Source organism: Haladaptatus ordinarius (genome assembly GCF_054177595.1).
Genome location: NZ_JBPEHH010000022.1, coordinates 1 through 23,119 on the forward strand (window position 1 = coordinate 1; position 23,119 = coordinate 23,119).

Genomic DNA, 23,119 nt, shown 5'->3' on the forward strand with positions numbered 1-23,119 from the left:
AACTCCCTGAGAAGGCGGTTAGCAACGCTCTCAAGCCACTCCCGGTTGAGCGTATGTAGCCAAGCCATGACAGTATCGTCACAAGCAGCGTTCTCGTTGTCTTTGCACGTTTCCCAGACAGAGGCCTGATTGACGGCTGCAAGAATGACGACCGCCCAGATCTCGCCGGGATCGAGGGGCGAACCCTCGATCCCCGGCAATGGCAGCTGACAGATAACGTCTTCCGCTAGATCTTTCACGTCCGAGTCCGAAAGAGCACCGTCTGGCTGAGGGATATTGAACACATTCACTCAACCAGACATCTTCCTAATTAGACTAACGCTTTAGCTTCAGTTCTCACATCGGTTGGGAAGTACCGACACTCCCACTCCGAATCCTCCGGCGTCTGCTGTAATCCCGGCACAGTTCTGAGTGAGATAGTTTAAGTATTCTCTCGATAATCGTGGAGTATGACCGAAGAAGCCCTGGAGTCGTCACGAAAACGGACTCTCCACATCGGGCGTGACCGACCGATTCGTATCAGTTCTGGACATCGATTGCTCCATCACGACGGCAAATGTAGCCGCCCGCACGGACACAACTACGAAATACGAGTGCGGGTCGTCGGTGAACTCACCGAGGAAGGATGGGTCGTGGACAAAGGGGATATCACTGCAATCATCTCCGAGTGGGACCACAGGTTTCTGCTGGAGGCGGGCGACCCACTCGTCGAGGCGTTCGAACGAAGCGGCGATTCGGACGCTGTGGTCCTCTTCGATGCCCCGCCGACGGCGGAGGTGATGAGTATCGAACTCGAACGACGACTCCGCGAGGAACTGCCGAACACCGTCTCCGACGTCGCGGTACAGGTCAGTGAAACGGCAGAACTCTGTGGTGGGCCCGTCTGAACATGCCGGTGAACGCCGCCGGAGGCTCGGATACGGACACCGAATCGGGGCCGGAAAGGAAACCGGACTCCGCCGAGCCGACGCTTCCGATAAACGAACTGTTCTACTCGCTGCAAGGCGAGGGGAAACTGGCGGGGACACCGAGCGTCTTCGTTCGGACGAGCGGATGTAACCTCCGCTGTTGGTTCTGCGATTCGTATCACACTTCCTGGGAACCGACCCACGACCGGATGACGCTCTCCGAAATCGTTACAGCGGTCGAATCGTACGAGGCGAATCACGTCGTCGTCACGGGCGGTGAACCACTGGTCCACGACGAGACGGCCACCCTCCTCAACCGCCTCGCGGACGCGGGCTATCACACGACCGTCGAGACGAACGGGACGATTTTCACCGACGCAGCCATCGACCTGGCGAGCGTCAGCCCGAAACTCTCGTCCTCGACGCCGACGGCAGTGAACGATCCGAAAGGGGACGGTGAGTGGGCAGACCGTCACGAAGCGCGTAGAATCGACCTCGACGCGCTCGCTGCGCTCGTAGACGCCTACGAGACCCAACTGAAGTTCGTCGTCACGGACGACTCCGACGTGAAGGAGGTCGAAACGCTCGTTTCGAAGGTTCGTGACGTTGCAGACACGCCCATCACCGAAACGGACGTACTCCTGATGCCGGAGGGGGCCACTCGTGAGCGATTGGACGAAACATGCGATCGAGTCGCAGAACTGGCAATGAAGCACGGATACCGATATACGCCACGACTACATGTCGACCTCTGGAACGACGCACCTGGAACCTGAACAGTATGACACGAGAAGAGACGAACACGAAACCAGACGAGACGACAGACGAATTCGAGAGAGCCGAAGAATCAGAAACGGTAGACACGTCGAGACCCCCCCGAGCAGTAATCCTCGCCTCCGGCGGGATGGACAGCGCGACGGCGGCCTACGAGGCCCGCGAGCGGGGGTACGAACCGTACTTCCTGCACACGTCTTACGGCCAGCGAACCGAGGGCAAAGAGTTCGACTGTGCGAAACGGCAGGCCGACGAACTCGACGCCGAATTCCTCCGGGTCGAAACCAGCCATCTCGCCACCATCGGTGGGTCGAGTCTCACTGACGTGGAGATGGACGTCGAAGATGCGGATTTGGAAAACGACGAGGTGCCGGACACCTACGTCCCCTTCCGTAACGCGAACCTCCTGTCGATGGCAGTATCGTGTGCTGAAGCCAACGACTGCGAAGCCGTCTTCATCGGCGCACATAGCGAGGATTTCTCCGGGTATCCGGATTGCCGACCGGCGTTCTTCGAGGCGTTCCAGCAGGTCGTGAACGTCGGAACGAAATCCGATACGTCCATCGAACTCGTCGCGCCGTTCGTCGAGTGGAGCAAGACGGAAATCACCCGACGAGGGGTCGAACTCGGGGTTCCGTACGAACACACGTGGAGTTGCTACCGGGCGGAGGAACCCGCCTGCGGTACGTGTGACGCCTGTGCATTTCGATTGCAGGCGTTTCAGAACGTCGCGGTGCGCGACCCTATCGACTACGAAGAACGCCCCGACTACTGACCCGTATTCGCTTTGTCGGGTTTCTCTTCTCGCTCTGCTCTCCCTTCGCCACCCTTGGCCGTCGAAGTGACGTAGATGCCACAGAGCACGATGACACCGCCGACCACGGTTGCGATTCCCGGCACCTCGTCGAGGATGGCGAGGGCGAGGAGGGTACTCCCGACCGGTTCGCCCAGGAGTGAGACGCTGACGACACTCGATTCGACGTACTTCAGCGCCCAGTTGATGACCGTATGGCCGAAGATGCCCGGCCCGACGGCCATGGCGAGAAACAAAAGCCACTCGACGGGCGGGTAGGCGGTGAGGGAAACGGTCGCATCGCTGGATAGTGCGACTCCGAACAGGACGACGGTACAGACGCCGTACACGACGGTTACGTACGGGACGAGCGAGACGCGCTGACGGAGCGACCGACCGGCGAGGACGTATCCCGCCGCCGCGATTGCTCCCGTGACGGCGAGCGCATTTCCGTAGAGTGGACGCTGGCCAGCGACGACCGCACCCGAGAGCAGGCCGCCGAACGACATCGCCACCATCCCGACGAGTGCGACGAGGATTCCGACCACCGTTCGCCTTGTCACGCGCTCGTCGAGCAGTGCCCACGCGCCGAACGCGACGAACAGTGGTTGTGACTGTACCAGCGTTACGGAGGCGGCGACAGTCGTCCACTCCAGACTCTCGAACCACGTGACGAAATGGACGGCGAGCGCGCCGCCAGTGACGATAGCGATGAGGAAATCGCGACGCGAGAAGGTTCGAAGGTCGGCACGGTAGCGCGTGACAGCGAGGGGAGCGAGGAGCAGCGTCGTAAAGAGCACTCGGTAGAACGCTTTGATGATACTCGGCGCACTGCTCAGTTCGATGAGGATGGCACTGGTGCTCACCGCGACGATGGCGACCGCGAGCGCGACCATCGGCGGAACCTCGTCTTCGACCCACTCGACCACGTGAAACATCACTCGTCAGGGAGTGGTTCCGGCATCTGATTTAAACTTCCGGGTGACGTTCGAGAAAATCCTCGCCCGTCTGGTCACAACGGAATCCGCAGCCACGAGAGCCACTCGACGACCGTCTCCGGACGAACAAGTGGGTCGTGGAGGACCAGCCAATCGAGCAACACGAGCCCGAGTCCGTGGGCGACGACGGACGGGAGCAGCGAATCGCTCTCGTAGTCCACCGCACCGAAGAGCACGTCCGTGGGTCCCGAGAGAATCAGTTCGATCGGTGGCTTACCGAGGTGGTGGAAGGCGTACACGACCGGGCTGATGAACACGCTCTTGAACCCGATTTTCCGAACGCCGACACAGAGCAAGCCTCGATAGTACGTTTCAGCGGCTATCACGACGATGAACTGCTTTACGGCGTGCGGAACGAAACTCCCCAGTTCGAGCGTCGCCCCCCACATCGGATAGTACGCTCGAATCGTCGGGAGTGAGGACCCGACGACGTAGAACGGAACCACGAACGCCGCGAGAATCACCGTGTTGCGAATCGCTTTCCGGTCGACCCGATAGCCGAGGTGGCGTCCGTGGGTCACCGCCAACACGCCGGGAATCAGCATGTAGAGTGTCACGTCACGCACGAGTCGTGCGTTCAGACTGTCGCCCGGCACGTCCCACCACGACCACGCGACGGTCAGTGCCGCCCCGACGAATAGTGACAACTGAACCCACGTCAGACCGAACGTCCGCCCCTCGGTCGACCGGGCGAAGTTCACGAATCGTCTGCGGTCGGAACCGGTCCCGTGCCGATGGCGTCCCGGATATTCTGCGTGAACTCGTGTTCGCTCTGGAAGTACGTCTCGTCTACGTTCTCCAACACGTCCGAGAGTTGCTGTGGCCCGTCGGGAGTACGAATCGTCTCGTCACCCTCCCTTCGGACGACCTCGCTCTTCTGAATCGGCCAGTACAGTCGGGAGGAGATACGAGCGACCGGCGCGCCTTCGACGGGGTCGCGCTCGCCGAGTTCGACGGCGGGCCCCTCGTCTTCGTTGTCGTCAGCCATACTCGCTCGTTTGACACCCCAGGGATTAGGCTTTTCGACACGACCTTTTGCTGCGGTCGGGTGCCAGCGGGCGCGTTGTCGTCGCGCGCGCCCGCTGGCCTACCTCCACTGGCAAAAGCTCGACCAAAAGCACTGGAAGACGTTCCTGCTCGCTGACGCTCCGCGGGCGTGCGACTTCCGAGCCATTCGCTCGCGTCGCTCACGAAGACACTCCTCGCTCCCTCGGCTCGCGGCTTCGCCACTCGCTTTTCGAGGCGCTCCGCGCCTCGGAAAATCTTCGATTTTTCGGTGAGTGTGCTAGCTTCTGGGGGTTGTGTTACCTGCCACAGCATGGCGGTAAGCCGACGAGCCACTTTCTGGTCACGCAGTGCGTGCGCCTGAGTCGGCGGTCAGCGAAGGTGCACGCACACCGGGAAGGCACGAGGGCGTCGAGGACGGGCGGCCCCGGCGGTTCGGGCCGCCCGTCCGCACTGCGGTCGCGGTTCGCGGGTGCGGTATCTTGGCCGAGCGATTTCCGCCGTGTTACCTCTTGCAACCCCTGCGGTTGCGGTAGTTTGCTGGGGCGATAGCTTTCGTGGCAAACGTATTGGGATTCCAGTCACCTCGTGGTTTCCACTCGTCATTTCGATTCCGAATCGACGTCCCGAGACGCGAGTTCGAACGAGCGTCCCGGAAGAACCGAGCTGATAAATAACCGAATTGACTGGTCGAAGATACCGCCGAGCCACGCCCTTTCGTGCCGATTCAGCCCCAAACATCTTAATTGTGATAATTTTCTGACGCAGTAGTTTAGTAGGTGGCCTCCAATGACGGACATGACAAGCCTCGGGGAAACGTATGAAGGGCGCGACTGCGTGAAAAAGCGCCCACGACGCCTCCATCTCGGAGTCGGGCTGTTTCTCGCCGGGTCGTTGCTCGTCGTCGTCGCCATCCTCGCGGCGACGACGAGCCTCTTCCCGTCGGTAGGGGTGAACCACTACGGTTCCTACAAACTCGCAGGCATCACCACGGGCTTGGGCGTCCCGGCGGTGTTCATCGGCGTCTTCGCCGTCCTCCCGGCGACAAGCGACCGGGTTCGTGCGGCGGCGGCCATCGGTTCGAGCATCTCCATCCTGGGCGTCGGGATGTTCTGGTACGCCTATCCTGCTCACTGGAGGGGCTACGGCGAACAGCTCACCCTCCCGGTCGTCGCGGTCTACTTCACCGGTCTCATCATCACGTTCTGGTGTCTGTTCACCGCCGTCGTGAACTTCAAGACGCGCAACGACCCCGGCGGAACCGTCACGATGGAGGTGCTGCGGAAAGGCGAGACGAAGGTCGTGGAGGTCGAACGCTCCCGCGGGTTCGGAAGCGTCGGCGTCTTCGGCGACCAACCGGACGGCGAAATCGATACCACGAGCGCACCCGTGAGCGACGGCGGCGCGACGAACGACGACATCTCCTCACCCATCGCACGACGGTCCGCGACCCCGGAGACGACCCGCCCGGCTACCGACACCTATTGTGGCAACTGCACCCACTTCGACTACGTTCGTACCGACAACGGCATGACGCCCTACTGTGGGCTGTACGACCAGCGGATGACGGACATGGACGCCTGCGACCAGTGGACGCCGAACCGCTGGACGCCGGACCGCCGAACCGCCTAACTACTGCTCACCCATCTCTTCTAACGTTCGTTCGACTGACGCCCAGTGGCTCCCTTTCCAGAACTGTTTTCCGCAGTCTCGACACCGCCATATTCGCTCGCCGTCCGGCGCGTGGTCGGGTGCGTCGCCGTCCTCCCGTCTTAGTTCGCCGTTGCACACCGAACACCGAGTCGGGTCGGCGAGCGAGAGGTTGAACCCGACCGCCGAGAGTTCCCGAAGTTGGTCGGTGACGTCGAGCGATTCGACGAGAATCGCGTCGTCTGACCGCGTCGCCAACACTTCGTCTCGCGTCACGAGCGTCCGACCTTCTTCCCGCGCCAGTGCGAGAATCGCGTCGTCGGCTTCGATACCTCTGTCGAGCGCGTAGGCGGTGTCGTAGCCACACATCCGGAGGTAGGTGGCTAGCTTTCCGAGCATCACGTCGAGGAGGAGGGCCATCAGTGACAAAAATCGCGAATCCCATCGGCGTCACGGGTGTTGAGCACGTCCTCGGCTTCGGCCCAGCCGCGCCGAGCGGTGTGGACGCCGTACCGGACGTTTCGATACTCGCCGGGACTGTGGGCGTCCGTGTCGATGGCGACCGGCGAACCCGCTTCGACCGCGACCTGTACCGCCGCACCCCACAGGTCGAGACGGTGCGTGTTGCTGTTTATCTCCAGTGCGACGCCGTGGTCGACGGCGGCGTTCGCCACCTCGCGCACGTCGAAATCGACGCCAGGACGCTGGTTGATGAGACGGCCACTTGGATGCCCCAGGACGTCGACGCTCGGGTGTTCGATGGCTCGGACCAGTCGTTCGGTGGCGTCGCCGTTAAGACCGCTGTGCGGTGAGGCCACCACGATATCGAGGTCCGCCAGTACGTTGTCTCCGACGCTAATTTCCCCTTCGGCGTCGATGTTCGCCTCGACGCCGGTGAACACGTCTATCGAGGCGTCTTCGGCGACTGCACGAACCTCGTCTATCTGCTCGCGGAGTTCGGCGTCGTCCAGACCGACGCCGCCGACCATTCCCGGCCCGGTCGCGTGGTCGGAGATGGCGATGTAGTCGTGGCCGAACTCGGCGGCTCCCTCGACCATCTCCGTGATGGTGTAGCTCCCGTCCGACCAGTCGGTGTGCAGGTGGAGGTCGCCGCGAACGTCGCTTTCTTCGACGAGGTCAGGCAGTTTCCCGGCGATTGCGGCGTCTATCTCGCCCCTGTCCTCGCGCATCTCGGGTGCGATGAACGGGAGACCGAGTGCGTCGTACATGCTCGCTTCCGTTTCGCCCGCGATTCGCTCCCCGACTCGTTGACCTGCATCGGGGTCGTCGACGTCGCTCACGTCGAACACCCCGTACTCGTTCACCTTTAGGTCACGCTCGATGGCGTAGTTCCGCAAGGTGATGTTGTGGTTCTTGCTCCCCGTAAAATACTGGAGTGCACTGCCGAACTCGTCGGGCACCACGACCCGGAGGTCGACCCGCATGTCCGAGACGCGAATCGCGGCCTTGTCGGTGCCCGCCTCGATGACCGTCGTCGCTCGCTCCCAGTCGGTGAAGGCGTCCACGACCGTCTGTCTCTCCTCGCTCGCCGCCAGTACGTCCACGTCGCCGATGGTCTCTCGCCAGCGCCGCAGGGACCCGGCGAGTTCACAGCGTTCGACGCTCGACACGTCCGCGAAGAACTCGAGCACCTGTTCGCCGACCGGGCGGGCGTTCCCCAGCAGTTCTCGCCCGCGGATGGTGCGGGCGAACTCGATTCCGTCGAGGATGTTCTGTTCCGTCTTCTGGCCGTATCCCTTCAGCTCCCGAATCTTCCCATCGCGAGCGGCGTCTTCGAGGTCGTCTAACGACTCGACGCCGAGTTCGTGATAGAGGTCGCCGACGGTCTTCGGGCCGACGCCCTCGACGCGGGTCAACTCCTCCATCCGGACGGGCAGTGTCTCGCGTTCTTCTTCGAGCGCCTCTATCTCCCCCGTCTCGAAGTACTCGACCACTTTCCCGGCGATGGAGTCGCCGACTTGCGGAATCCGCTGGACCGCTTCGGAGCCGTCGGCGGCCAGTGCCTCGATGTCCTCGGGGTACTCCCGAATGTTGTCCGCGGCCCGGCGGTAGGACTGGGGTTTGTACTCGACGTCCTGTGCTTCCAGGAGGTCCGCGTACTCTTCGAACAGGTCGGCGATTTCGGCGTTTCGGCTCATGGTCGTGTTCGGTTGCTGGCGTCGTTTCGACCCAGCGCTTTCTTCAGGAAGGTCATCCAGCGTTTCTTGTCGGCGGTTTCTTTCGCGTGTTCTTCCGCTTCGAGGTCGGTCGGGCCGAGACTCTCCAGCGCGTTCAACGCCCGGTCGATGCCGATGATGCTCTCGACCAGTCGCTCGCCCTCCTCGCGGGAGATGTCGCCGTCTTCGAGTCGCTGTTTCCGCTGGAGTCGCTCCCGGCGCAGGTTCGTCTTCGCCCGGTCGACTCGGTCGCGTTCGCCGGCCGGAATCGTCTCCCGCCGCTTGATTTCGAAGACGAACTCACGCAGGTCTATCTCCTCGCCCTGCACCGTTATCGACTCCGGGATGGACGCGCCGACGGTCGCCCCCTCGCGGCCGACGCGCTCCAGCAGTCCTTTTCGTTCGTACTCTTTCACACGGTGTACCTCGTGGTCGTCGCTAAAAATTCCTGCCCCCGTGCATCACGAGAGCGACTCTCTCCGGAGAGATTCGTACAGAAGACGCGGTACTCTTGCGGCGAGGGAGCGAATCACCCAAACCCATTTGGCGCGTCGGTTCAAACGTCGGACTAATGGCGAAATGCGACGCGTGTGGTCAAACCGAGAATATGCCGTACAAGTGCCGGATGTGCGGCGGGACGTTCTGTAGCGAACATCGTCTTCCGGAAAACCACTCCTGTCCGGGATTGAATGAGTGGAACGACCCGGAGGGGGTCTTCGACAGCGGGTTCGACGATAGCGTGCAAAATCAGGGACGGAGCAAGACGTTCAGTGTGGACACCGGGACTGGCGGCCCGCTCGCGTACTTCCGAGGCAACATGACGTACGTCTTTCTCGCGCTGATGTGGCTGACGTACGTCCTCCAGTACGCGGTCGCGCCGATTTTCGGTATCACCGCACCGGGACCGGGACGGCCGGCCGACCTGCAGTGGTACTCCCTGTTCACGCTGACGACCGAGAACCCCCAGTACGTCTGGACGTGGGTCACCTCGGTCTTCTCGCACGGCGGGATATTCCACCTCGCTATCAACAGCCTCGTGCTGTACTTCTTCGGCCCGCCGGTCGAACAGCGGATGGGGAGCAAGAAGTTCGCCGCCCTGTTTCTGGTGACGGGCGCGCTCGCGGGCCTCGCGCAGGTCGGTGCGACCATCCTCACTCAGCCGAATCTCTTCGTGCCGGTCCTCGGTGCGAGTGGCGCGATAGCGGCTATCATGGGCGTGCTGACGGTGTTGAACCCCAATCTGCGTATCTACCTCTACTTCATCATTCCGATGCCGCTGTGGCTGGCGACGCTCGCGTTCGCCGTCTACTCGGCGTTCGTCAGCGTCTCCGGCGGTATCGGTGCGGGCGGCGTCGCGCAACTCGCACACCTCACCGGCCTCGGTCTCGGTCTGCTCTACGGCGCGAAACTGAAAAAGGAAGGTCAGCGCGCACCCCAGCAGCTCGAGTTCGGGGGCGGAGGCGGTGGCATGGGCGGCCGTAGACGATTCTAATGCGCGTCGTCCACCCGGAGTTCGCGCCCGACGCGTCGCTCTCCCGCGAGGAGATGGAAGCCCTCCAGCACGAGGTGGCCGACCTCGCGGTTTTCGAGGACGAGTTCGAGTTCGACCCGGCCAGCGTTCGTGCCGGGACCGACGACGCACAGACGCAACTGCCGACCGGAGACGCCGGTCGCACTGCAGACGCTGACGATTCCCCGGTCGTCGTCGGCGTCGACCAGGCCTTCGTCGGTGAGCAGGCCGTGAGCGCCATCGTCGCGCTCCGCGACGGCGAGGTCGTAGAGCGCACCCACGCCGTAGTCGAAACCGAGATTCCGTACATTCCCGGCCTGCTGTCGTTCCGCGAGGGGACGGCGATACTGCGAGCCTTCGAGCAACTGTCGGTCGACCCCGACCTCGCAATCGTGGACGGAAGCGGGCGAATCCACTTCCGGGAGGCGGGTATCGCCACGCACGTCGGCGTCATGCTCGACCTGCCCGCCATCGGGGTCGCCAAGAACCTGCTCTGTGGAACCCTGCGCGACCCGCCGGAGGGGCACATGCGGGAGGGAGAGCGCGTTCCCGTACTCTCGAACGACCGGGTCAGCGCGCCGTACGGAACCGTCATCGGCTACGCCCTCCAGTCGCGCCAGTACGACGACCCCCAGAAACGCCACGTCAACCCCCTGTACGTCAGTCCCGGCCACCGCGTGAGTGCCGAGACGGCGGCGGACCTCGTCTGGCAACTCTGTGCGGGCTACAAACTTCCCGAGCCCACGAGGCACGCGGACGCCTACGCCGACGAGGTGAAGGAAACCGTTGGTACTTAGCCACCCCCCTCCGAAGGAAACCCCATGGCTGAGACTGTGCTGATTACAGGCTGTTCGTCGGGAATCGGCAGGGAAACCGCACTCTCGTTTCTCGCAGACGGGTGGGACGTGTACGCGACCGCCAGAAATACCGCCGACATCGAAACGCTCGGCGACAAGGGCTGTCATATCGCGAAACTCGACGTGACCGAGGACGACGACGTAGAGCGCGTCGTCTCGCGCATCGTGGACGAACACGGACACGTCGACTGTCTCGTCAACAACGCGGGCTACGCACAACCCGGTCCCATCGAGGACGTGCCGGTCGAGGAGGTTCACGCGCAGTTCGACGTGAACGTCTACGGACCGCTTCGACTCGCGCGAGCCGTCCTCCCGCACATGCGCGAACGCGGGAAAGGGACCATCGTCAACGTCTCCAGTGCGGTGGGTCGCATCGCCGTCCCCGGAATGGGAATCTACTGCGGGTCGAAGTTCGCACTGGAGGGCATCTCGGACTCGCTCCGCCCGGAGGTAGAGGAGTACGACGTGGACGTCGTCGTGGTCGAACCCGGTCCAGTAGACACCGAGTTCTACGACCGAGCGAACGGTGAAATCGAAGGCGTCGAACGCTCCGGGGCGTACGAACGATTCTACGAGATGTACGACGACCGGCAGGCCATCGACGGTGGCATGCCCGGCGCGGTCCACCCGAAGGAAGTCGCCGACACCATCCTCGACGCGGCGAACGTCCAGCACCCCAACGCTCGGTATCCCGTCGGTACCGTCGCGGAACTGGCCGACTACGGGCGAATCCTGCCCGCGGCGTGGCTGGATAAGCTGTACGGAACGATTTCCGGGCTCTCGACCAGCGACTGGGCCAAGAAGTTCCTCGGATGATTCTCGACCGGGAGAGGCTCGCCACGACGCCCGCCCGCGAGACCGCACTGGCATGTATCGAGGCCGGCATCGAGGCGGCTCACCCGCGAACCGTCGTCTCCGAGCGGGTAACCCTCGACGGTGACACCCTTCACATCGCGGAGACTGAGTACGACTGTTCGGAGTACGACGAAGTGGTCGTCGTCGGTGGCGGCAAGGCCGCCGCACAGGTCGCTGTCGCACTGGAGTCCGTTCTCGGCGACCGAATCTCCCGTGGCGCAGTCGTGACCAACGACCCCGAGGAGACGACCCGAATCGACGTGCTTGCGGGTGACCACCCCGTGCCGAGCGAGACGGGTATCGAGAGCACCCGGCGCGTGCTCGAACTCGCCGACTCGGCCGACGAGAACACGCTCGTCTTCGCGGTCGTCACCGGCGGTGCGAGTGCCCTCCTGCCCGCTCCTGCGGACGGAATCTCGCTGGCGGACGTACAGGGAGTGACCCGCGACCTGCTCGATTCGGGGGCGGACATCGACGAAATAAACGCCGTTCGAAAGCACAGCTCGGCGCTGAAAGGCGGGCAACTCGCCCGAACCGCCGCCCCCGCGACCGTCGTCGGCCTGCTGTTCAGCGACGTGGTCGGTGACGACCCCGGCGTCATCGGGAGTGGACCGACCGCGCCGGACGGGACGAGTTTCGACGACGCACTGGCGGTTCTCGACCGATACGGCGTCGCGTCACCAGTTCGAGACCGGTTGGAACGTGGCGCTGCCGGCGAACTGCCGGAGACACCCGACGACGACGATACGGTTTTCAGTGACGTGACGAACCACGTTCTGGCGACGAACTTCACCGCACTTGACGCCGCCCGCGATGTCGCCGAGAAACGAGGGTACGAGACGACGATTCTCTCCTCGCGCGTTCGCGGGGAGGCACGCGAGTCCGCAGCCACGCACGTCGCCATCGCGGAGGAGGTGCAGGAGACCGGCAACCCGACCGCGCCACCTGCAGTGTTGCTCTCCGGTGGTGAGACCACGGTCAGGGTTCGCGGGTCGGGCGAAGGCGGGCCGAATCTGGAGTTCGCCCTCGCTGCCCGCCTCGAACTCGACGGGCGAATCACGGTCGCCAGCGTCGATACCGACGGACGAGACGGGAGTACCGATGCCTCGGGCGCGGTCGTGGACAACGGAACGGTGGTCGAGGAAGGGGAGGACGCGCTTCGGAAGAATGACGCCTACACCGTGCTCGAATCGGCGGGTGCACTCCTCGAAACCGGCCCGACCGGGACGAACGTGAACGATTTGCGGGTACTGGTAGTTGAGTAGGACGGCTTTTCGGAGCGGGGGTGGGCGGTGAGTCGGATCGGGGCCGTCGAATCAGTCCAGACAGGCTGCGACGACGCGAAGCATCTCCTCACCTCGCACTTCGTCGGCGAAAAGCGGAACGCGCTTGATGTCGTGGCCGCGAAACACGTCCTGTGCCTCTCTGAGTGCGCCCTGTTGAACCTCCCACCGCTGCTGGCAGAACTCACAGGTGTCGAGATTTGGCGTGACGAACTGGCTCGAATCGACTGCATCCGTCACGTCGGCGAGGTTCTCCATCACGCGGTTGACGACGACCGTTCCGACGGGAATGTCGAACTCGTCGAGCTGGGAGAGCAGGCGTTTGGACTCGAAGACGCTCATCTCCTCTGGAACCATCACGATTCGGAAGTCGGTCTTCGAAGGGTCACGGAGCGTGGTTCGGAGACGCTGTATCTGGGCTTTCAGTGCTTCGAGGTCGTCGATGCCTTCCTCCGGTTCGGTCTCACCGCCGAACATTCCTTTGACGCCGTCCATCATCCCCTGCAATCGCTGGCGGAGCGACACCATGCGCCCGACCATGGTGTCCATCACCTCGGGCAGTTCGAGGAGACGGAGGGTGTGCCCCGTCGGTGCGGTGTCCACGACAACGCGGTCGAATCGGTCGTCGTCCAGAAATTCGATGAGTTTCTGCATCGCGGCGGCCTCGTCGGCCCCCGGCATCGCCCCGCCGAGCAGCGAGGACATCGGCCCGTCGCCGTCGTCGCCGAGAAGTCCGCCGAGTGGGCTCTCAGCTCCGAGTGGGCCATCGTCGCCGAACATTCCAGCCTGCTCTTCCAGTGCGGCGTCGGGGTCTATCTCCGCCGCGTAGAGCGGGATGTCCTTCCGGATTCGCGACGCCTCGGGTGGGATGTCTCGCTCGAAGGTGTCCGAGAGCGAGTGTGCCGGGTCGGTCGAGACGACCAGCGTTCGCGTCCCATCCCGCGCGCTCGCCAGTCCCATCGCGGCCGCCATCGTCGTCTTGCCGACGCCGCCCTTGCCACCGTACAGGACGTACTCCGGTGCATCGACCCCGGTCGGTACGTCCGATTCGTCGATTCGCTCGACGGCCTCCACGTCGATTTCGCTCATGCGAGGGGCTATCCGGCGTGGACTTGTGTACCCGTCGGTCTCGACACGCTGGCGAATCGTCGAGGAGTCGCGTCGAGGACACCGCTGAAAGATACTCAGCCGTCTCCGTACCCCTCAGCGCTCGCAGCTCGTGCTACCACGGGGGAAGTACCCCGACGAGAATTCCCGAGACGAAGACGACCCGAATCGCGTACCGGGAAACCGACCGGAGCGTTCGAAACCGCGAGAGTACCCCCATCGACCGAAACGCCACTCGGTCGGTCTCAATCTTCGCTGAGTGCGGCCAACTCGGACCGGTTTCCGACCTCGACACCACCGGTGAGCTGGCGGTGCGGGTAGGGCATGTCGATGCCTTCCGCATCGAATCGCTCTTTGACGGCTTTCACGTACTCGCCGCGGGTCTTCACGAAGTCACCTCGTCGAGGGTCGTCGATCCAGAATCGAGATTTGAGGCCGACTGCGGAGTCGCCGAGTTCGGCGAGCCGAACCGACGGGCCGGGGTCGTCCATGATTTCGTCGTGCTTTTTTGCCTCTTCGACGAGGATGTCGGTTGCCTGGTCGATGTCGTCGTCGTAGCCGATGCCGAACTGGAACTGGATGCGGAGTTTGTCGTGTGCTACCGGGTTCTTGATGACACCGTCGGTCAACACCGAGTTCGCCACTGTCAGGAGCTCGTTGTCGAAGGTGCGGACGCGCGTCACCCGCAGGTCGATGTCCTCGACGATACCCGAATACGTTCCGTCGTCCCACTCTATCCAGTCGCCGATCTTGAACGGTTTGTCCGTGAAGATGAAAACGCCGGCGACGAAGTTGGCGATGATGTCCTGCAACGCGAACCCGACCGCCAACGTCGCGGCGGCAGCGACGGTTGCGAGGGCGGTGAGGAAGTTACCGAGCTCGGCGAGGCCGAATGCGATCGCAACCGCCGTGAACAGGACGACGAATTGGGCGACCTTCGTCAGCGGCTTCTTTACACTCTCGTCGTATCCCTGTCTGTCGAGCAGTCGTTTGACGAGTGGAATCACCAGAATCCGACCGAGAAGATAGAGGACGACGAACGAGACGGTGAAGTAAATCCCTTTTGTCACTCCCTCGGCCTGTCCGCCAAAGATACCCTCGAAGCCCGGCAGCGGTTCGACCATCAGTGGTACACCGCCGTATTCCCGCGCGTTTCGATGAGTTCGGCGTTCACCTCGTCGGCCAGTTCCTCGGCGAGTTCGTCGGTCGAGGTGCCACCGCGGGCCGCCCGGAGGAACTTCACCTTCACGAGTTCGTTGCTCTGTAGCTGGTCTTTCAGTTCGTCAGCGACGGCGGAGAGTCCGCTCTTGCCGACCCAGACGGTCACGTCGAGGTCGTGGGCCTTCTTTCGGAGGTCTTGATTACTCATAACTGCGGAGTAGTTGTGTGCGATTACTTTTAAACCTTGCAGCTAACGAGCCAGATGTCGGCGAGAGTGTGAATATCTTGCATCGTGCTTCGGGTTTCAAAGCCTTTGTATCGCATGACTCCTGAGGTTCGCACATGACTGCGAAGGTCGTCGTGCTCGGTGCTGGATATGCTGGTGCTGGCGCGATACAGCGGCTCGAAGCAGAACTCGATACCGCCGACATCACGTGGGTGTCGGACACCGACTACCACCTCGTGTTGCACGAATCCCATCGTGTCATCCGCGACCCGAGGGTCAAGGACAAGATCACCCTCCCGATTCAGGACATCAAATCTCCGAACACTCGATTCGTCCACGACACCGTCACGGGCGTCGATACGGACGAACGGACGGTCGAACTCGAAGACGGCGACGACGTCGACTACGACTATCTCCTCGTCGCACTCGGAAGCAAAACCGCCTACTACGGCATCCCCGGCATGGCGGAGAACTCGCTGACGCTAAAGGGACTGGACGACGCACTCGAGATTCACGACGCGGTCGAAGCGGCCGCGAAAACCGCCTCGCGCAACGACCCCGCGAAGATAGTCGTCGGCGGGGCCGGACTGTCGGGTATCCAGAGCGCGGGCGAAATCGCCGAGTACCGCGACAAACACCGCGCGTCGCTCGACATCTATCTGGTCGAGGCGCTGGACGAGATAATGCCCGGACAGGACCCCGAACTGCAGGGGACGGTGAAAAAGTACCTCCTCGAGAAGAACATCAACATCCTCACGGGCGACCCAATTACCGAGGCCGACGAGGACGAGATACAGTTCGACGAGGGCGACCCCCTCGACTACGACGTGTTCGTGTGGACCGGCGGCATCACCGGCAGGGACGCGATGAACGGCTGTAACCTCGACAACGAACACAACCGCGTCACCACCGAATCGAACTTCCAGACCAGCGACGAGCGCGTGTTCGCCATCGGCGACTGTGCCATCATCGACCAGGGCGACAACCCCGCACCGCCGACCGCCCAGGCCGCGTGGCAGGCCGCCGAAGTCGTCGGCGAGAACATCGCTCGTGCCGTCCGCGGCCAACCGCTCACGTCCTGGACGTACGAGGACAAGGGGACGGTCATCTCCATCGGCGACGACGCGGTCGCCCACGGCGTCAGCGCGGGTGGCGTGGACTTCCCCATCAGCACGTTCAGTTCTCACCCGGCGGAGTTCCTGAAGAAGGCCGTCGCCGCACGCTGGATTGCGGACATGACCTCGTGGAACCGCGCGCTCAAGGCGTGGAACTCGCTGTAACCTGCCGGTAACGGATTTTCGTTTCTCTCGACGAATCAGTGGAATGGGTCGTCCTCGACGCCGTCGAACCCCGAGCGACCGCTTCAGGGGATTCGAACGTCGTGTTCGAGCGTTCCGACGCCTTCGATTTCGACTTCGACGTGGTCGCCGTCTTCGAGGGGAGCGACGCCGGACGGCGTCCCGGTGATGACGACGTCGCCCGGTTCGAGGGTGAGGTAGGTCGTGATTTCCGCGATGAGCTCCGGAACCGAGAAGATGAACTGGTCGCGCGAGGACTCCTGGCGGAGTACGCCGTTCACGCGAAGTCGAACCGCCGCGTCGTCGGGGACTTCGTCGGGCGTCGCCACGACCGGGCCGAGGGGACAGGAGTGGTCGAACGCCTTGCCGCGGACCCAGTTCTGTTCGCGGTCCTGGTCGTCGCGGTTCGAGATGTCGTTCGCACACGTGAACCCGGCGACCACGTCCATCGCGTCTGCTTCGGCAACGTGGCGACACTGCTCGCCGATGACGATACCGAGTTCGACTTCGTGGTCGATGCGTTCTTTTTCGGCGGGGAGCGTGACGGTGTCGCCGTGGGAGGCGACCGCGTTCGGCGGCTTGAGGAACAGGAGCGGTCGGTCGGGAACGTCCTTGTTTCGTTCCGCCGCGTGGTCGGCGTAGTTCAGCCCGACGCAGACGATTTTCGTCGGGTCGGCCGGTGCGAGGACCTCGACGTCGTCGGGGTCGTAGGTATCGTCGGCGAATCGGAGTTCGCCGTCGGTCCACTCACCGGTTCGCGTCGCACCAGCGGGGTCGCGGAATCGGACTCGTTTCATACGGGATGGTCGTAGCCGGCCGCCTAAATCGTTCGGACTCCGGTAACGGCTTCGCGGTATTTCTCTCTCGTCCCCGCGTGCGACCTGCCGGCTATCACTCCAGTCGTCGCCAACATCTTTTAAGGCCGATTGTGCACTACTGACGACCGCACCATGGAACTCACTTGGCACGGCCATTCGACGTGGCACGTCACCGTCGGCGACACCCAACTCCTCATCGACCCGTTCTTCGACAACCCGAAGACGGACACCGACCCGGAGGAACTCGACCCGGACTACGTCCTCCTCACGCACGGCCACGCAGACCACATCGGGGACGTCGACCGCTACGAGGGAACGACGCTCGTCGCGACGCCCGAAGTCGTCGAGTACTGCCGTGACGAGTACGGCGAGTTCGACGCGATCGGCGGCATGGGGATGAACCTCGGTGGTACCGTCGAGTGTGGCGACGCGTTCGTGACGATGCATCGCGCCGACCACACGAACGGGATGGACACGACCTACGGCACGTCCGGCGGGATGCCAGCCGGGTTCGTCGTCTCTGACACGAAACCGACGCAGGTCTCCGACGAGGAAAGCGAGACATTCTACCACGCGGGCGACACCGCGCTGATGACCGAGATGCGCGAAATCATCGGACCGTACCTCGAACCCGACGCCGTCGCAGTCCCCATCGGCGACCACTTCACGATGGGTCCCTGGCAAGCCGCCATCGCGGTGGACTGGTTGGACGCCGACGCCGCGTTCCCGATGCACTACGACACGTTCCCGCCCATCGAACAGGACACCGACGACTTCGTGCGCGAGGTGAAGGCGACCGGTAGCGACGCCGAGGTTCGCGTGCTGGAGGGTGACGAGACGGTCGACCTGACGGACCTCCTGTCGTACTGAGTTCGACTTCCGAGACTTGTCTTCTTTCGTGGTGTTCGAAGCGGTGGTTCTAGTGGGTCGCGTCGGTCTGTGCTGAAAGTGTGTGATTCGTGAATCACGCGCTGTGCCGGGTAACGTCCGAGGACACGAAGCCCTCGACCGGGTTGGAGACTCCCCGCTCGAAATGACCTCGCGCCTCGTACGCACGCTCCCGACCCGTGGAAACAGGTACCGTGACTATAATCTTCACTTCCATCCGTCGAGCGCGACCGGAAGAACAATACTTAGGAGCGTTGCGAGAGACCGTCGAAACGCAATGCCAGAAGTCACAACGACGTCCGACGAAGGGTTCAGCGCCGAAAACGACGTACGCGATTTCTCCATCACCATCGACGCGACGGGCGAGAACGCCCCCGACACGCTCGAAACGCTGCTCGCGGCGTACGGTTCCTGCTACGTCCCCGCGCTCCGTGTCGGCGGCGAACAGCGCGACGCTGGTGACCTCGGCAAGATCGAGATCGACGTCACCGGCGAACTGAACGAAGACGACAAACTCGACGCCGTCGGCTTCAACATCCGGTGGGAAGCGGAGACCGACGACGAGACGGCAGACGCGGTCGTCGCCCGGGCCTTCGAACTGTGTAAGGTACACGACGCGCTCGAAGAGAGCCTCCACGCTGAGGTTTCCATCGAGACGGGCGCGTTCTGAGAGAACGTTCCCGAACCCCGAAAGGGAAGCGTTAAAAACCGCGCGGCGATACGTGGGGGTATGAGTCAGACGCAAAAGCAGGCGCGAAAATGCGTCTCGTGTGGGATAAACATCTCCGGCACGAACGCCGCGTCCTTCAAATGCCCCGACTGTGGGCAAACCATCTACCGCTGTGCGAAGTGCCGCAAACAGAGCAACCTCTACGAGTGCCCCGACTGTGGGTTCCTCGGACCATAACAATGGGAAAAGTAGCAGCCAAAATCAAGGTCATGCCGCAGAGCCCCGAGATCGACCTCGACGATCTCCAGGAAAAACTCGAAGACTCGCTCCCGGAAGGGGCGAAAATCAACGGTTTCGAGCGTGACAACGTCGCGTTCGGTCTCGTCGCGCTCCTGCCGACCGTCATCGTCCCCGACGACGCGGGCGGCACGGAAGCCGTCGAGGAGCGGTTCTCGACCGTCGAGGGCGTCGAGAGCGTCGACGTACAGAACGTCGGTCGAATTTAAATCGGTTCTTTTCGGTTTTAGACGGCTCACCCCGTGAGCGACTCGTACACCGCTCGAACGTCTGCATCGTCGCCGTCGACGGCACCGCCGTGATAGCAGAGCGTCTGGCCCACGTCGAACTGCGTGAGTTTGCCGACCGAGTCGACCGCCTCGTCCATCTCCGGCGTGAACCGCTCGTTCGGTCCCGCCAGGCCGTCCTCGTTGGCGGTCAGGGCGTCACCCGCGATCAACAGTCCGGCATCGGGGAGAACCAGCGAGACGTGCCCGGGCGTGTGCCCCGGCGTTTCGACGACCCACATCGGCCCCGCCTCGGTTCGGAACACGACGCCTTCGACTACTTGCACGTCCACCGGAACCGGCGGATAGCGGTCACCCGAGGATTTGATGGGTGCTTCGTCCCCCTCGATGGCTGGCGTGTCGCTCCGATGAGCCACGACGGTCGCACCAGTTCGGGAGACGAGGTCGCTCGCACCCCCGGCATGGTCGCCGTCCTGGTGGGTCAAAACGAGCGTCTCCACGTCCGCCAGGTCGAGGCCGTGTTCTCCCATCGCCGACGCTAACTCGTCTAGTTGCCCCGGGAAGCCCGCATCGAGGAGGACGAGTCCGGAGTCGGTCTCGACGGCAGACGGGCGGATGGTCACCTGGTGGTCGCCGCGGTCGAACGTGAGTGGAAACGAGTAGACGTGCTGGCCGAGTTGCATACCTCGACCGACGGGAGCCACGTGCCTGAATCGTTTGGCTGAACCGTTCGCTTGTTCGGCACTGTCTAGTTAAGCGATTCTGGTGTAGAGTGGCGTTTCAACGTCTCTCCCGTGAGTGGCTAGCGAATCTCCTCGTCTCATCATGACTAGGTTTTCGGTGAGGCAATTGAATTCAGTCTTCTCACGGTGCAGCTGATCTCACTCTCAAGAATCAGTTACTACAAACAGTGCATAAAAACCCTCCCATCGTACCACTGTCGCTTGGTTTTCCTTATCTAGACAGTGCCGCTTGTTCGAACTGTTCGGCTCAGTTCAGCACCGTGTCGAACGCCTGCTGGAGGTCGGCTTTCAGGTCGTCGACGTGTTCGATGCCGACGCTGGCGCGGATGAGACCGTCCGAGAGACCCGCGGCGTGGCGCTCTGCTTCGGGAATCGCGGCGTGGGTCATCGTCGCTGGCTGTTCGATGAGGGACTCGACGCCGCCGAGACTCTCGGCGAGCGTGAATATCTCCGTCGTAGAAACCACGTCGGCGGCCTCTTCGAGCGAGGCGTCGAGTTCGAAGCTGACCATCCCGCCGAAGTCGTCCATCTGCTCCGCGGCGAGGTCGTGGCCCGGGTGGGATTCGAGGCCGGGGTAGTACACCGTCTCGACCGCCTCGTGGTCGTCCAGCCAGTGGGCGATGTCGCGGGCGTTGTCGCAGTGGCGGTCCATCCGCACGCCGAGCGTCTTGGTGCCGCGCAGGACGAGAAAACAGTCGTGGGGGCCGGGCGTCGCGCCGACGCTGTTCTGGTAGAAGCCGAATTGCTCGTCCAGTTCGGGGTCGTCCGTGACGAGCGCACCGCCGACCACGTCGGAGTGGCCGCCGAGGTACTTCGTCAGGGAGTGGGAGACGACGTCGGCACCGAGTTCGAGGGGTCGCTGGAGGTACGGCGTGGCGAAGGTGTTGTCGACGGCACAGAGCGCGCCGTACTCGTGGGCGACCGTCGCGGTTCCGTCGATGTCGACGACGTTGAGCAGTGGATTCGTCGGCGTCTCGACCCAGACGAGTTCGGTGTTCTCGCGCATCGCCGCCTGGGTTTCGCCGAGGTCGGTCATGTCCACGAAGTCGAATTCGAGGTCGTACTTCTCGTAGACCTGCGTGAAGATGCGGTGGGTGCCGCCATACACGTCCTCGCTGGCGACCACGTGGTCTCCGGATTCGAGCAGGTTCAACACCGTGTTTATCGACCCCATCCCGCTGGAGAAGGCCCTCCCGTAGTCGCCGCCTTCGAGGCTGGCGACGTTGGCTTCGAGGTCGGTTCGCGTCGGGTTACCCGTCCGGGAGTACTCGTACCCCCGGTGGTCGCCGGGGCCGTCCTGCACGTAGGTCGAGTTGGCGTAGATGGGAGTCATCAGCGCGCCCGTCTCCTCGTCGGGTTCCTGTCCGGCGTGGATGGAGCGCGTCTCGAACTGGAAGTCGTCGCTGTCGGTCATGCGCGGGGAGACGGAGCGCGGGCAGGTTACTCTTGTCCTTCTCCGTCGTTCGTCGAACGGTGGCGACGCCTGTCGAGCGGCGTCCTCGAACGCTCTATTTCCAGGGTGGTACGCCACGCCGGATAGTCTACCGACGAATCCGTCCTTAGCAGGCGCAGTAGTACTCGATGGACCCGAACTCGTTCCGCAGAAGCCGATATGCGGGACCGGAATCGGTCGGCCGGTACACCCCGGTCGTCAACCGGTCGTCTCGCTCGAACTCGCCCGACAACAGACCGCGCCACTCGCGTTCGGAGAGCACGTCGGAGAAGTCAGCGCTCCCCGCGAGGAGTTTCAGATAGTCGGCGAGGTAGACCCACGTCGCATCGTGAACGTCGTCCGTCGACGCAGGTTCAGTTTCCGCATCGTCGCCGACCGTTTCACCGCCGCCGTCACTGGGCCTCGAACCTCCGACCCGTGTCGCACCCACTGCATCGGCGTACGCGGCCCACGGCAGGTCGGCCCCTGCCTGGACGGGTAATCCGACCCACTTCCACGGACGGGTGTTGACGTCCAACAGGACGTACTCCTCGCGCGATTGGTCGAAGACGAACTCGGCTTCGCTGATGCCGTAGTAGTTCGTCGCCTCCAGCACCGACAGGGCACGGTGCCGGACTTCCGGCACGTCGGCCCGGCGAACGAGACAGGACGTGCCGAACGCCTGCGGATAGCGAACGCGCGCGTTCCCGACGAAGGTGACGGGGTCACCCGCCTGCGGTACGTAGGAGGCGAGCGAGCAGTCCCGACCGACGGCGACGTCGACTTTCTCCTGTGCCATGATGCGGATACCGGCGTCCTCGGCCATCGCCACGACGTCGAAGAACTCGTCTCTATCTCCGACCTCGACGACGTTCGTCCCGACCGCTTCCTCGAACTCCCGTTTGAGGGCGGGTTTGACGACCAGTGGAAAGCCGAGGGCGTCCGCCGCGACCGCCGGGTCGGTGTCCGAGAGCCGGTACGTCTCGGGGTACGGAACGCCAAGTTCGTCGGCGGTGGCGTACAGCGACTCCTTGTCGAGCACCGCGTCGATGGTCTCCCGGTCGGCGAACGGGAGTCGGACGCCTTCCGGTTCGGTTCCGGCGAAGGCGTGTACCCACTCGTCCATGCAGGGGAACGCGACCGGTTCGTGGTCCAGTTCGGCGGCGAGTGCTTCCACGTCCTCGCAAAATCCGTCGCGGTCGTCGAGCGGGTAGGTGACCTGCCCCGCGAACGCCACGGCGTCGGAGTAGGGTGCGACGCCCCGACCGTTGCGGTCGACGGCGACGACCGGAACGTCGTGTGCAGAGAGCGCGCGGGAGACGCTCAATCCGGTGACGTGGGAGTTACAGACGATGGCTGGGGGTTTCTCGAACGTCGTCTCAGCCAGCGCTTCGCGGAGCCCCTCGAAGGAGAGAAATTCGTCGGCCATGCCTCGCCGTTTC

General features: G+C 63.2%; 26 protein-coding genes and 1 pseudogene. 13 read left to right on the forward strand and 14 right to left on the reverse strand.

Features of this window, described 5'->3' with window-relative positions; translation table 11 throughout:
- Positions 1-284: pseudogene (locus ACR3FF_RS09940) on the reverse strand (ISH3 family transposase); the annotation flags it as partial.
- A 165-nt stretch (positions 285-449) separates the two neighbouring features.
- Here ACR3FF_RS09940 and ACR3FF_RS09945 point away from each other — a divergent pair.
- The 3 genes from ACR3FF_RS09945 to queC are packed head-to-tail and all read left to right on the forward strand — an operon-like array spanning position 450 to position 2,457.
- Entirely contained in the window at positions 450-887 is a 438-nt protein-coding gene (locus ACR3FF_RS09945; RefSeq protein WP_458187857.1) for a 6-pyruvoyl trahydropterin synthase family protein, read from the forward strand.
- 2 nt (positions 888-889) lie between these two features.
- Positions 890-1,684 (forward strand): 7-carboxy-7-deazaguanine synthase QueE, encoded by a 795-nt coding sequence (locus tag ACR3FF_RS09950; protein WP_458187858.1) that lies wholly within the window; start codon positions 890-892, stop codon positions 1,682-1,684.
- A gap of 5 nt (positions 1,685-1,689) precedes the next feature.
- Positions 1,690-2,457, forward strand: coding sequence for a 7-cyano-7-deazaguanine synthase QueC (queC, locus tag ACR3FF_RS09955; protein ID WP_458187859.1), 768 nt, complete (start codon positions 1,690-1,692; stop codon positions 2,455-2,457).
- Here the strand turns inward: queC and ACR3FF_RS09960 are convergent.
- The 3 genes from ACR3FF_RS09960 to ACR3FF_RS09970 form a co-directional block, all read right to left on the reverse strand.
- Positions 2,451-3,413: a DMT family transporter gene (locus ACR3FF_RS09960; RefSeq protein WP_458187860.1), complete on the reverse strand. Its 963-nt coding sequence runs from the start codon at positions 3,411-3,413 to the stop codon at positions 2,451-2,453. The two genes, queC and ACR3FF_RS09960, sit on opposite strands and share 7 nt — an antisense overlap.
- Positions 3,414-3,487: 74 nt before the next feature.
- Positions 3,488-4,135: a CPBP family intramembrane glutamic endopeptidase gene (locus ACR3FF_RS09965; RefSeq protein ID WP_458187913.1), complete on the reverse strand. Its 648-nt coding sequence runs from the start codon at positions 4,133-4,135 to the stop codon at positions 3,488-3,490.
- Between the two features lie 35 nt (positions 4,136-4,170).
- Positions 4,171-4,461 (reverse strand): DUF5789 family protein, encoded by a 291-nt coding sequence (locus ACR3FF_RS09970; protein WP_458187861.1) that lies wholly within the window; start codon positions 4,459-4,461, stop codon positions 4,171-4,173.
- An 815-nt stretch (positions 4,462-5,276) separates the two neighbouring features.
- On the opposite strand from ACR3FF_RS09970, the gene ACR3FF_RS09975 reads away from it, so the two are divergent.
- Positions 5,277-6,110, forward strand: a complete 834-nt coding sequence (locus ACR3FF_RS09975) for a cell division protein CdpA domain-containing protein (protein ID WP_458187914.1) — start codon at positions 5,277-5,279, stop codon at positions 6,108-6,110.
- On the opposite strand, the gene ACR3FF_RS09980 is transcribed toward ACR3FF_RS09975, so the two are convergent.
- The 3 genes from ACR3FF_RS09980 to ACR3FF_RS09990 are packed head-to-tail and all read right to left on the reverse strand — an operon-like array spanning position 6,111 to position 8,721.
- Positions 6,111-6,548: a Mut7-C RNAse domain-containing protein gene (locus ACR3FF_RS09980; protein WP_458187862.1), complete on the reverse strand. Its 438-nt coding sequence runs from the start codon at positions 6,546-6,548 to the stop codon at positions 6,111-6,113.
- Positions 6,548-8,287, reverse strand: a complete 1,740-nt coding sequence (gene polX, locus ACR3FF_RS09985) for a DNA polymerase/3'-5' exonuclease PolX (RefSeq protein WP_458187863.1) — start codon at positions 8,285-8,287, stop codon at positions 6,548-6,550. Before polX ends, ACR3FF_RS09980 begins: the two co-directional genes overlap by 1 nt.
- Entirely contained in the window at positions 8,284-8,721 is a 438-nt protein-coding gene (locus ACR3FF_RS09990) for a DUF5788 family protein (protein ID WP_458187864.1), read from the reverse strand. The genes polX and ACR3FF_RS09990 overlap by 4 nt, the downstream gene beginning before the upstream one ends.
- 155 nt (positions 8,722-8,876) lie before the next feature.
- On the opposite strand from ACR3FF_RS09990, the gene ACR3FF_RS09995 reads away from it, so the two are divergent.
- Genes ACR3FF_RS09995 through ACR3FF_RS10010 form a run of 4 tightly spaced genes read left to right on the forward strand, consistent with a single transcriptional unit; the run spans position 8,877 to position 12,792 of the window.
- Entirely contained in the window at positions 8,877-9,797 is a 921-nt protein-coding gene (locus tag ACR3FF_RS09995) for a rhomboid family intramembrane serine protease (protein WP_458187865.1), read from the forward strand.
- Entirely contained in the window at positions 9,797-10,612 is an 816-nt protein-coding gene (locus ACR3FF_RS10000) for an endonuclease V (protein WP_458187866.1), read from the forward strand. Before ACR3FF_RS09995 ends, ACR3FF_RS10000 begins: the two co-directional genes overlap by 1 nt.
- Positions 10,613-10,636: 24 nt before the next feature.
- Positions 10,637-11,488, forward strand: a complete 852-nt coding sequence (locus ACR3FF_RS10005; RefSeq protein ID WP_458187867.1) for an SDR family oxidoreductase — start codon at positions 10,637-10,639, stop codon at positions 11,486-11,488.
- Positions 11,485-12,792 carry a glycerate kinase type-2 family protein gene (locus ACR3FF_RS10010; RefSeq protein ID WP_458187868.1) on the forward strand — a complete coding sequence of 436 codons (1,308 nt, stop codon included), beginning with the start codon at positions 11,485-11,487 and terminating at the stop codon, positions 12,790-12,792. The genes ACR3FF_RS10005 and ACR3FF_RS10010 overlap by 4 nt, the downstream gene beginning before the upstream one ends.
- A 51-nt stretch (positions 12,793-12,843) precedes the next feature.
- Here the strand turns inward: ACR3FF_RS10010 and ACR3FF_RS10015 are convergent, their stop codons facing one another.
- From ACR3FF_RS10015 to ACR3FF_RS10025, 3 genes are all read right to left on the reverse strand, one after another.
- Positions 12,844-13,899 (reverse strand): ArsA family ATPase, encoded by a 1,056-nt coding sequence (locus ACR3FF_RS10015; protein ID WP_458187869.1) that lies wholly within the window; start codon positions 13,897-13,899, stop codon positions 12,844-12,846.
- 263 nt (positions 13,900-14,162) lie between these two features.
- Positions 14,163-15,041 carry a mechanosensitive ion channel family protein gene (locus ACR3FF_RS10020; protein WP_458187870.1) on the reverse strand — a complete coding sequence of 293 codons (879 nt, stop codon included), beginning with the start codon at positions 15,039-15,041 and terminating at the stop codon, positions 14,163-14,165.
- Positions 15,041-15,286, reverse strand: coding sequence for a YhbY family RNA-binding protein (locus ACR3FF_RS10025; protein ID WP_458187871.1), 246 nt, complete (start codon positions 15,284-15,286; stop codon positions 15,041-15,043). The genes ACR3FF_RS10020 and ACR3FF_RS10025 overlap by 1 nt, the downstream gene beginning before the upstream one ends.
- Before the next feature lie 134 nt (positions 15,287-15,420).
- Between ACR3FF_RS10025 and ACR3FF_RS10030 the strand changes: the two genes are divergently transcribed.
- Positions 15,421-16,584 carry an NAD(P)/FAD-dependent oxidoreductase gene (locus tag ACR3FF_RS10030; protein WP_458187872.1) on the forward strand — a complete coding sequence of 388 codons (1,164 nt, stop codon included), beginning with the start codon at positions 15,421-15,423 and terminating at the stop codon, positions 16,582-16,584.
- A gap of 83 nt (positions 16,585-16,667) precedes the next feature.
- On the opposite strand, the gene ACR3FF_RS10035 is transcribed toward ACR3FF_RS10030, so the two are convergent.
- Positions 16,668-17,399, reverse strand: coding sequence for a fumarylacetoacetate hydrolase family protein (locus ACR3FF_RS10035; RefSeq protein WP_458187873.1), 732 nt, complete (start codon positions 17,397-17,399; stop codon positions 16,668-16,670).
- Between the two features lie 153 nt (positions 17,400-17,552).
- Between ACR3FF_RS10035 and ACR3FF_RS10040 the strand changes: the two genes are divergently transcribed.
- The 4 genes from ACR3FF_RS10040 (at position 17,553) to ACR3FF_RS10055 (ending at position 19,484) form a co-directional block, all read left to right on the forward strand.
- Entirely contained in the window at positions 17,553-18,290 is a 738-nt protein-coding gene (locus tag ACR3FF_RS10040; RefSeq protein ID WP_458187874.1) for a metal-dependent hydrolase, read from the forward strand.
- A 295-nt stretch (positions 18,291-18,585) separates the two neighbouring features.
- Positions 18,586-18,978: an OsmC family protein gene (locus ACR3FF_RS10045; protein ID WP_458187875.1), complete on the forward strand. Its 393-nt coding sequence runs from the start codon at positions 18,586-18,588 to the stop codon at positions 18,976-18,978.
- Positions 18,979-19,038: 60 nt separating this feature from the next.
- Entirely contained in the window at positions 19,039-19,215 is a 177-nt protein-coding gene (locus ACR3FF_RS10050) for an HVO_2753 family zinc finger protein (RefSeq protein WP_007978781.1), read from the forward strand.
- 2 nt (positions 19,216-19,217) lie between these two features.
- Positions 19,218-19,484 carry an elongation factor 1-beta gene (locus ACR3FF_RS10055; protein ID WP_458187876.1) on the forward strand — a complete coding sequence of 89 codons (267 nt, stop codon included), beginning with the start codon at positions 19,218-19,220 and terminating at the stop codon, positions 19,482-19,484.
- Between the two features lie 26 nt (positions 19,485-19,510).
- Here the strand turns inward: ACR3FF_RS10055 and ACR3FF_RS10060 are convergent, their stop codons facing one another.
- From ACR3FF_RS10060 to ACR3FF_RS10070, 3 genes are all read right to left on the reverse strand, one after another.
- Positions 19,511-20,185, reverse strand: coding sequence for an MBL fold metallo-hydrolase (locus tag ACR3FF_RS10060; protein WP_458187877.1), 675 nt, complete (start codon positions 20,183-20,185; stop codon positions 19,511-19,513).
- A 307-nt stretch (positions 20,186-20,492) separates the two neighbouring features.
- Complete coding sequence (locus ACR3FF_RS10065) at positions 20,493-21,659, reverse strand: cystathionine gamma-synthase (RefSeq protein ID WP_458187878.1); 1,167 nt, start codon at positions 21,657-21,659, stop codon at positions 20,493-20,495.
- Positions 21,660-21,804: 145 nt separating this feature from the next.
- Positions 21,805-23,106, reverse strand: coding sequence for a carboxylate--amine ligase (locus ACR3FF_RS10070; RefSeq protein WP_458187879.1), 1,302 nt, complete (start codon positions 23,104-23,106; stop codon positions 21,805-21,807).
- Positions 23,107-23,119: the final 13 nt, after the last annotated feature.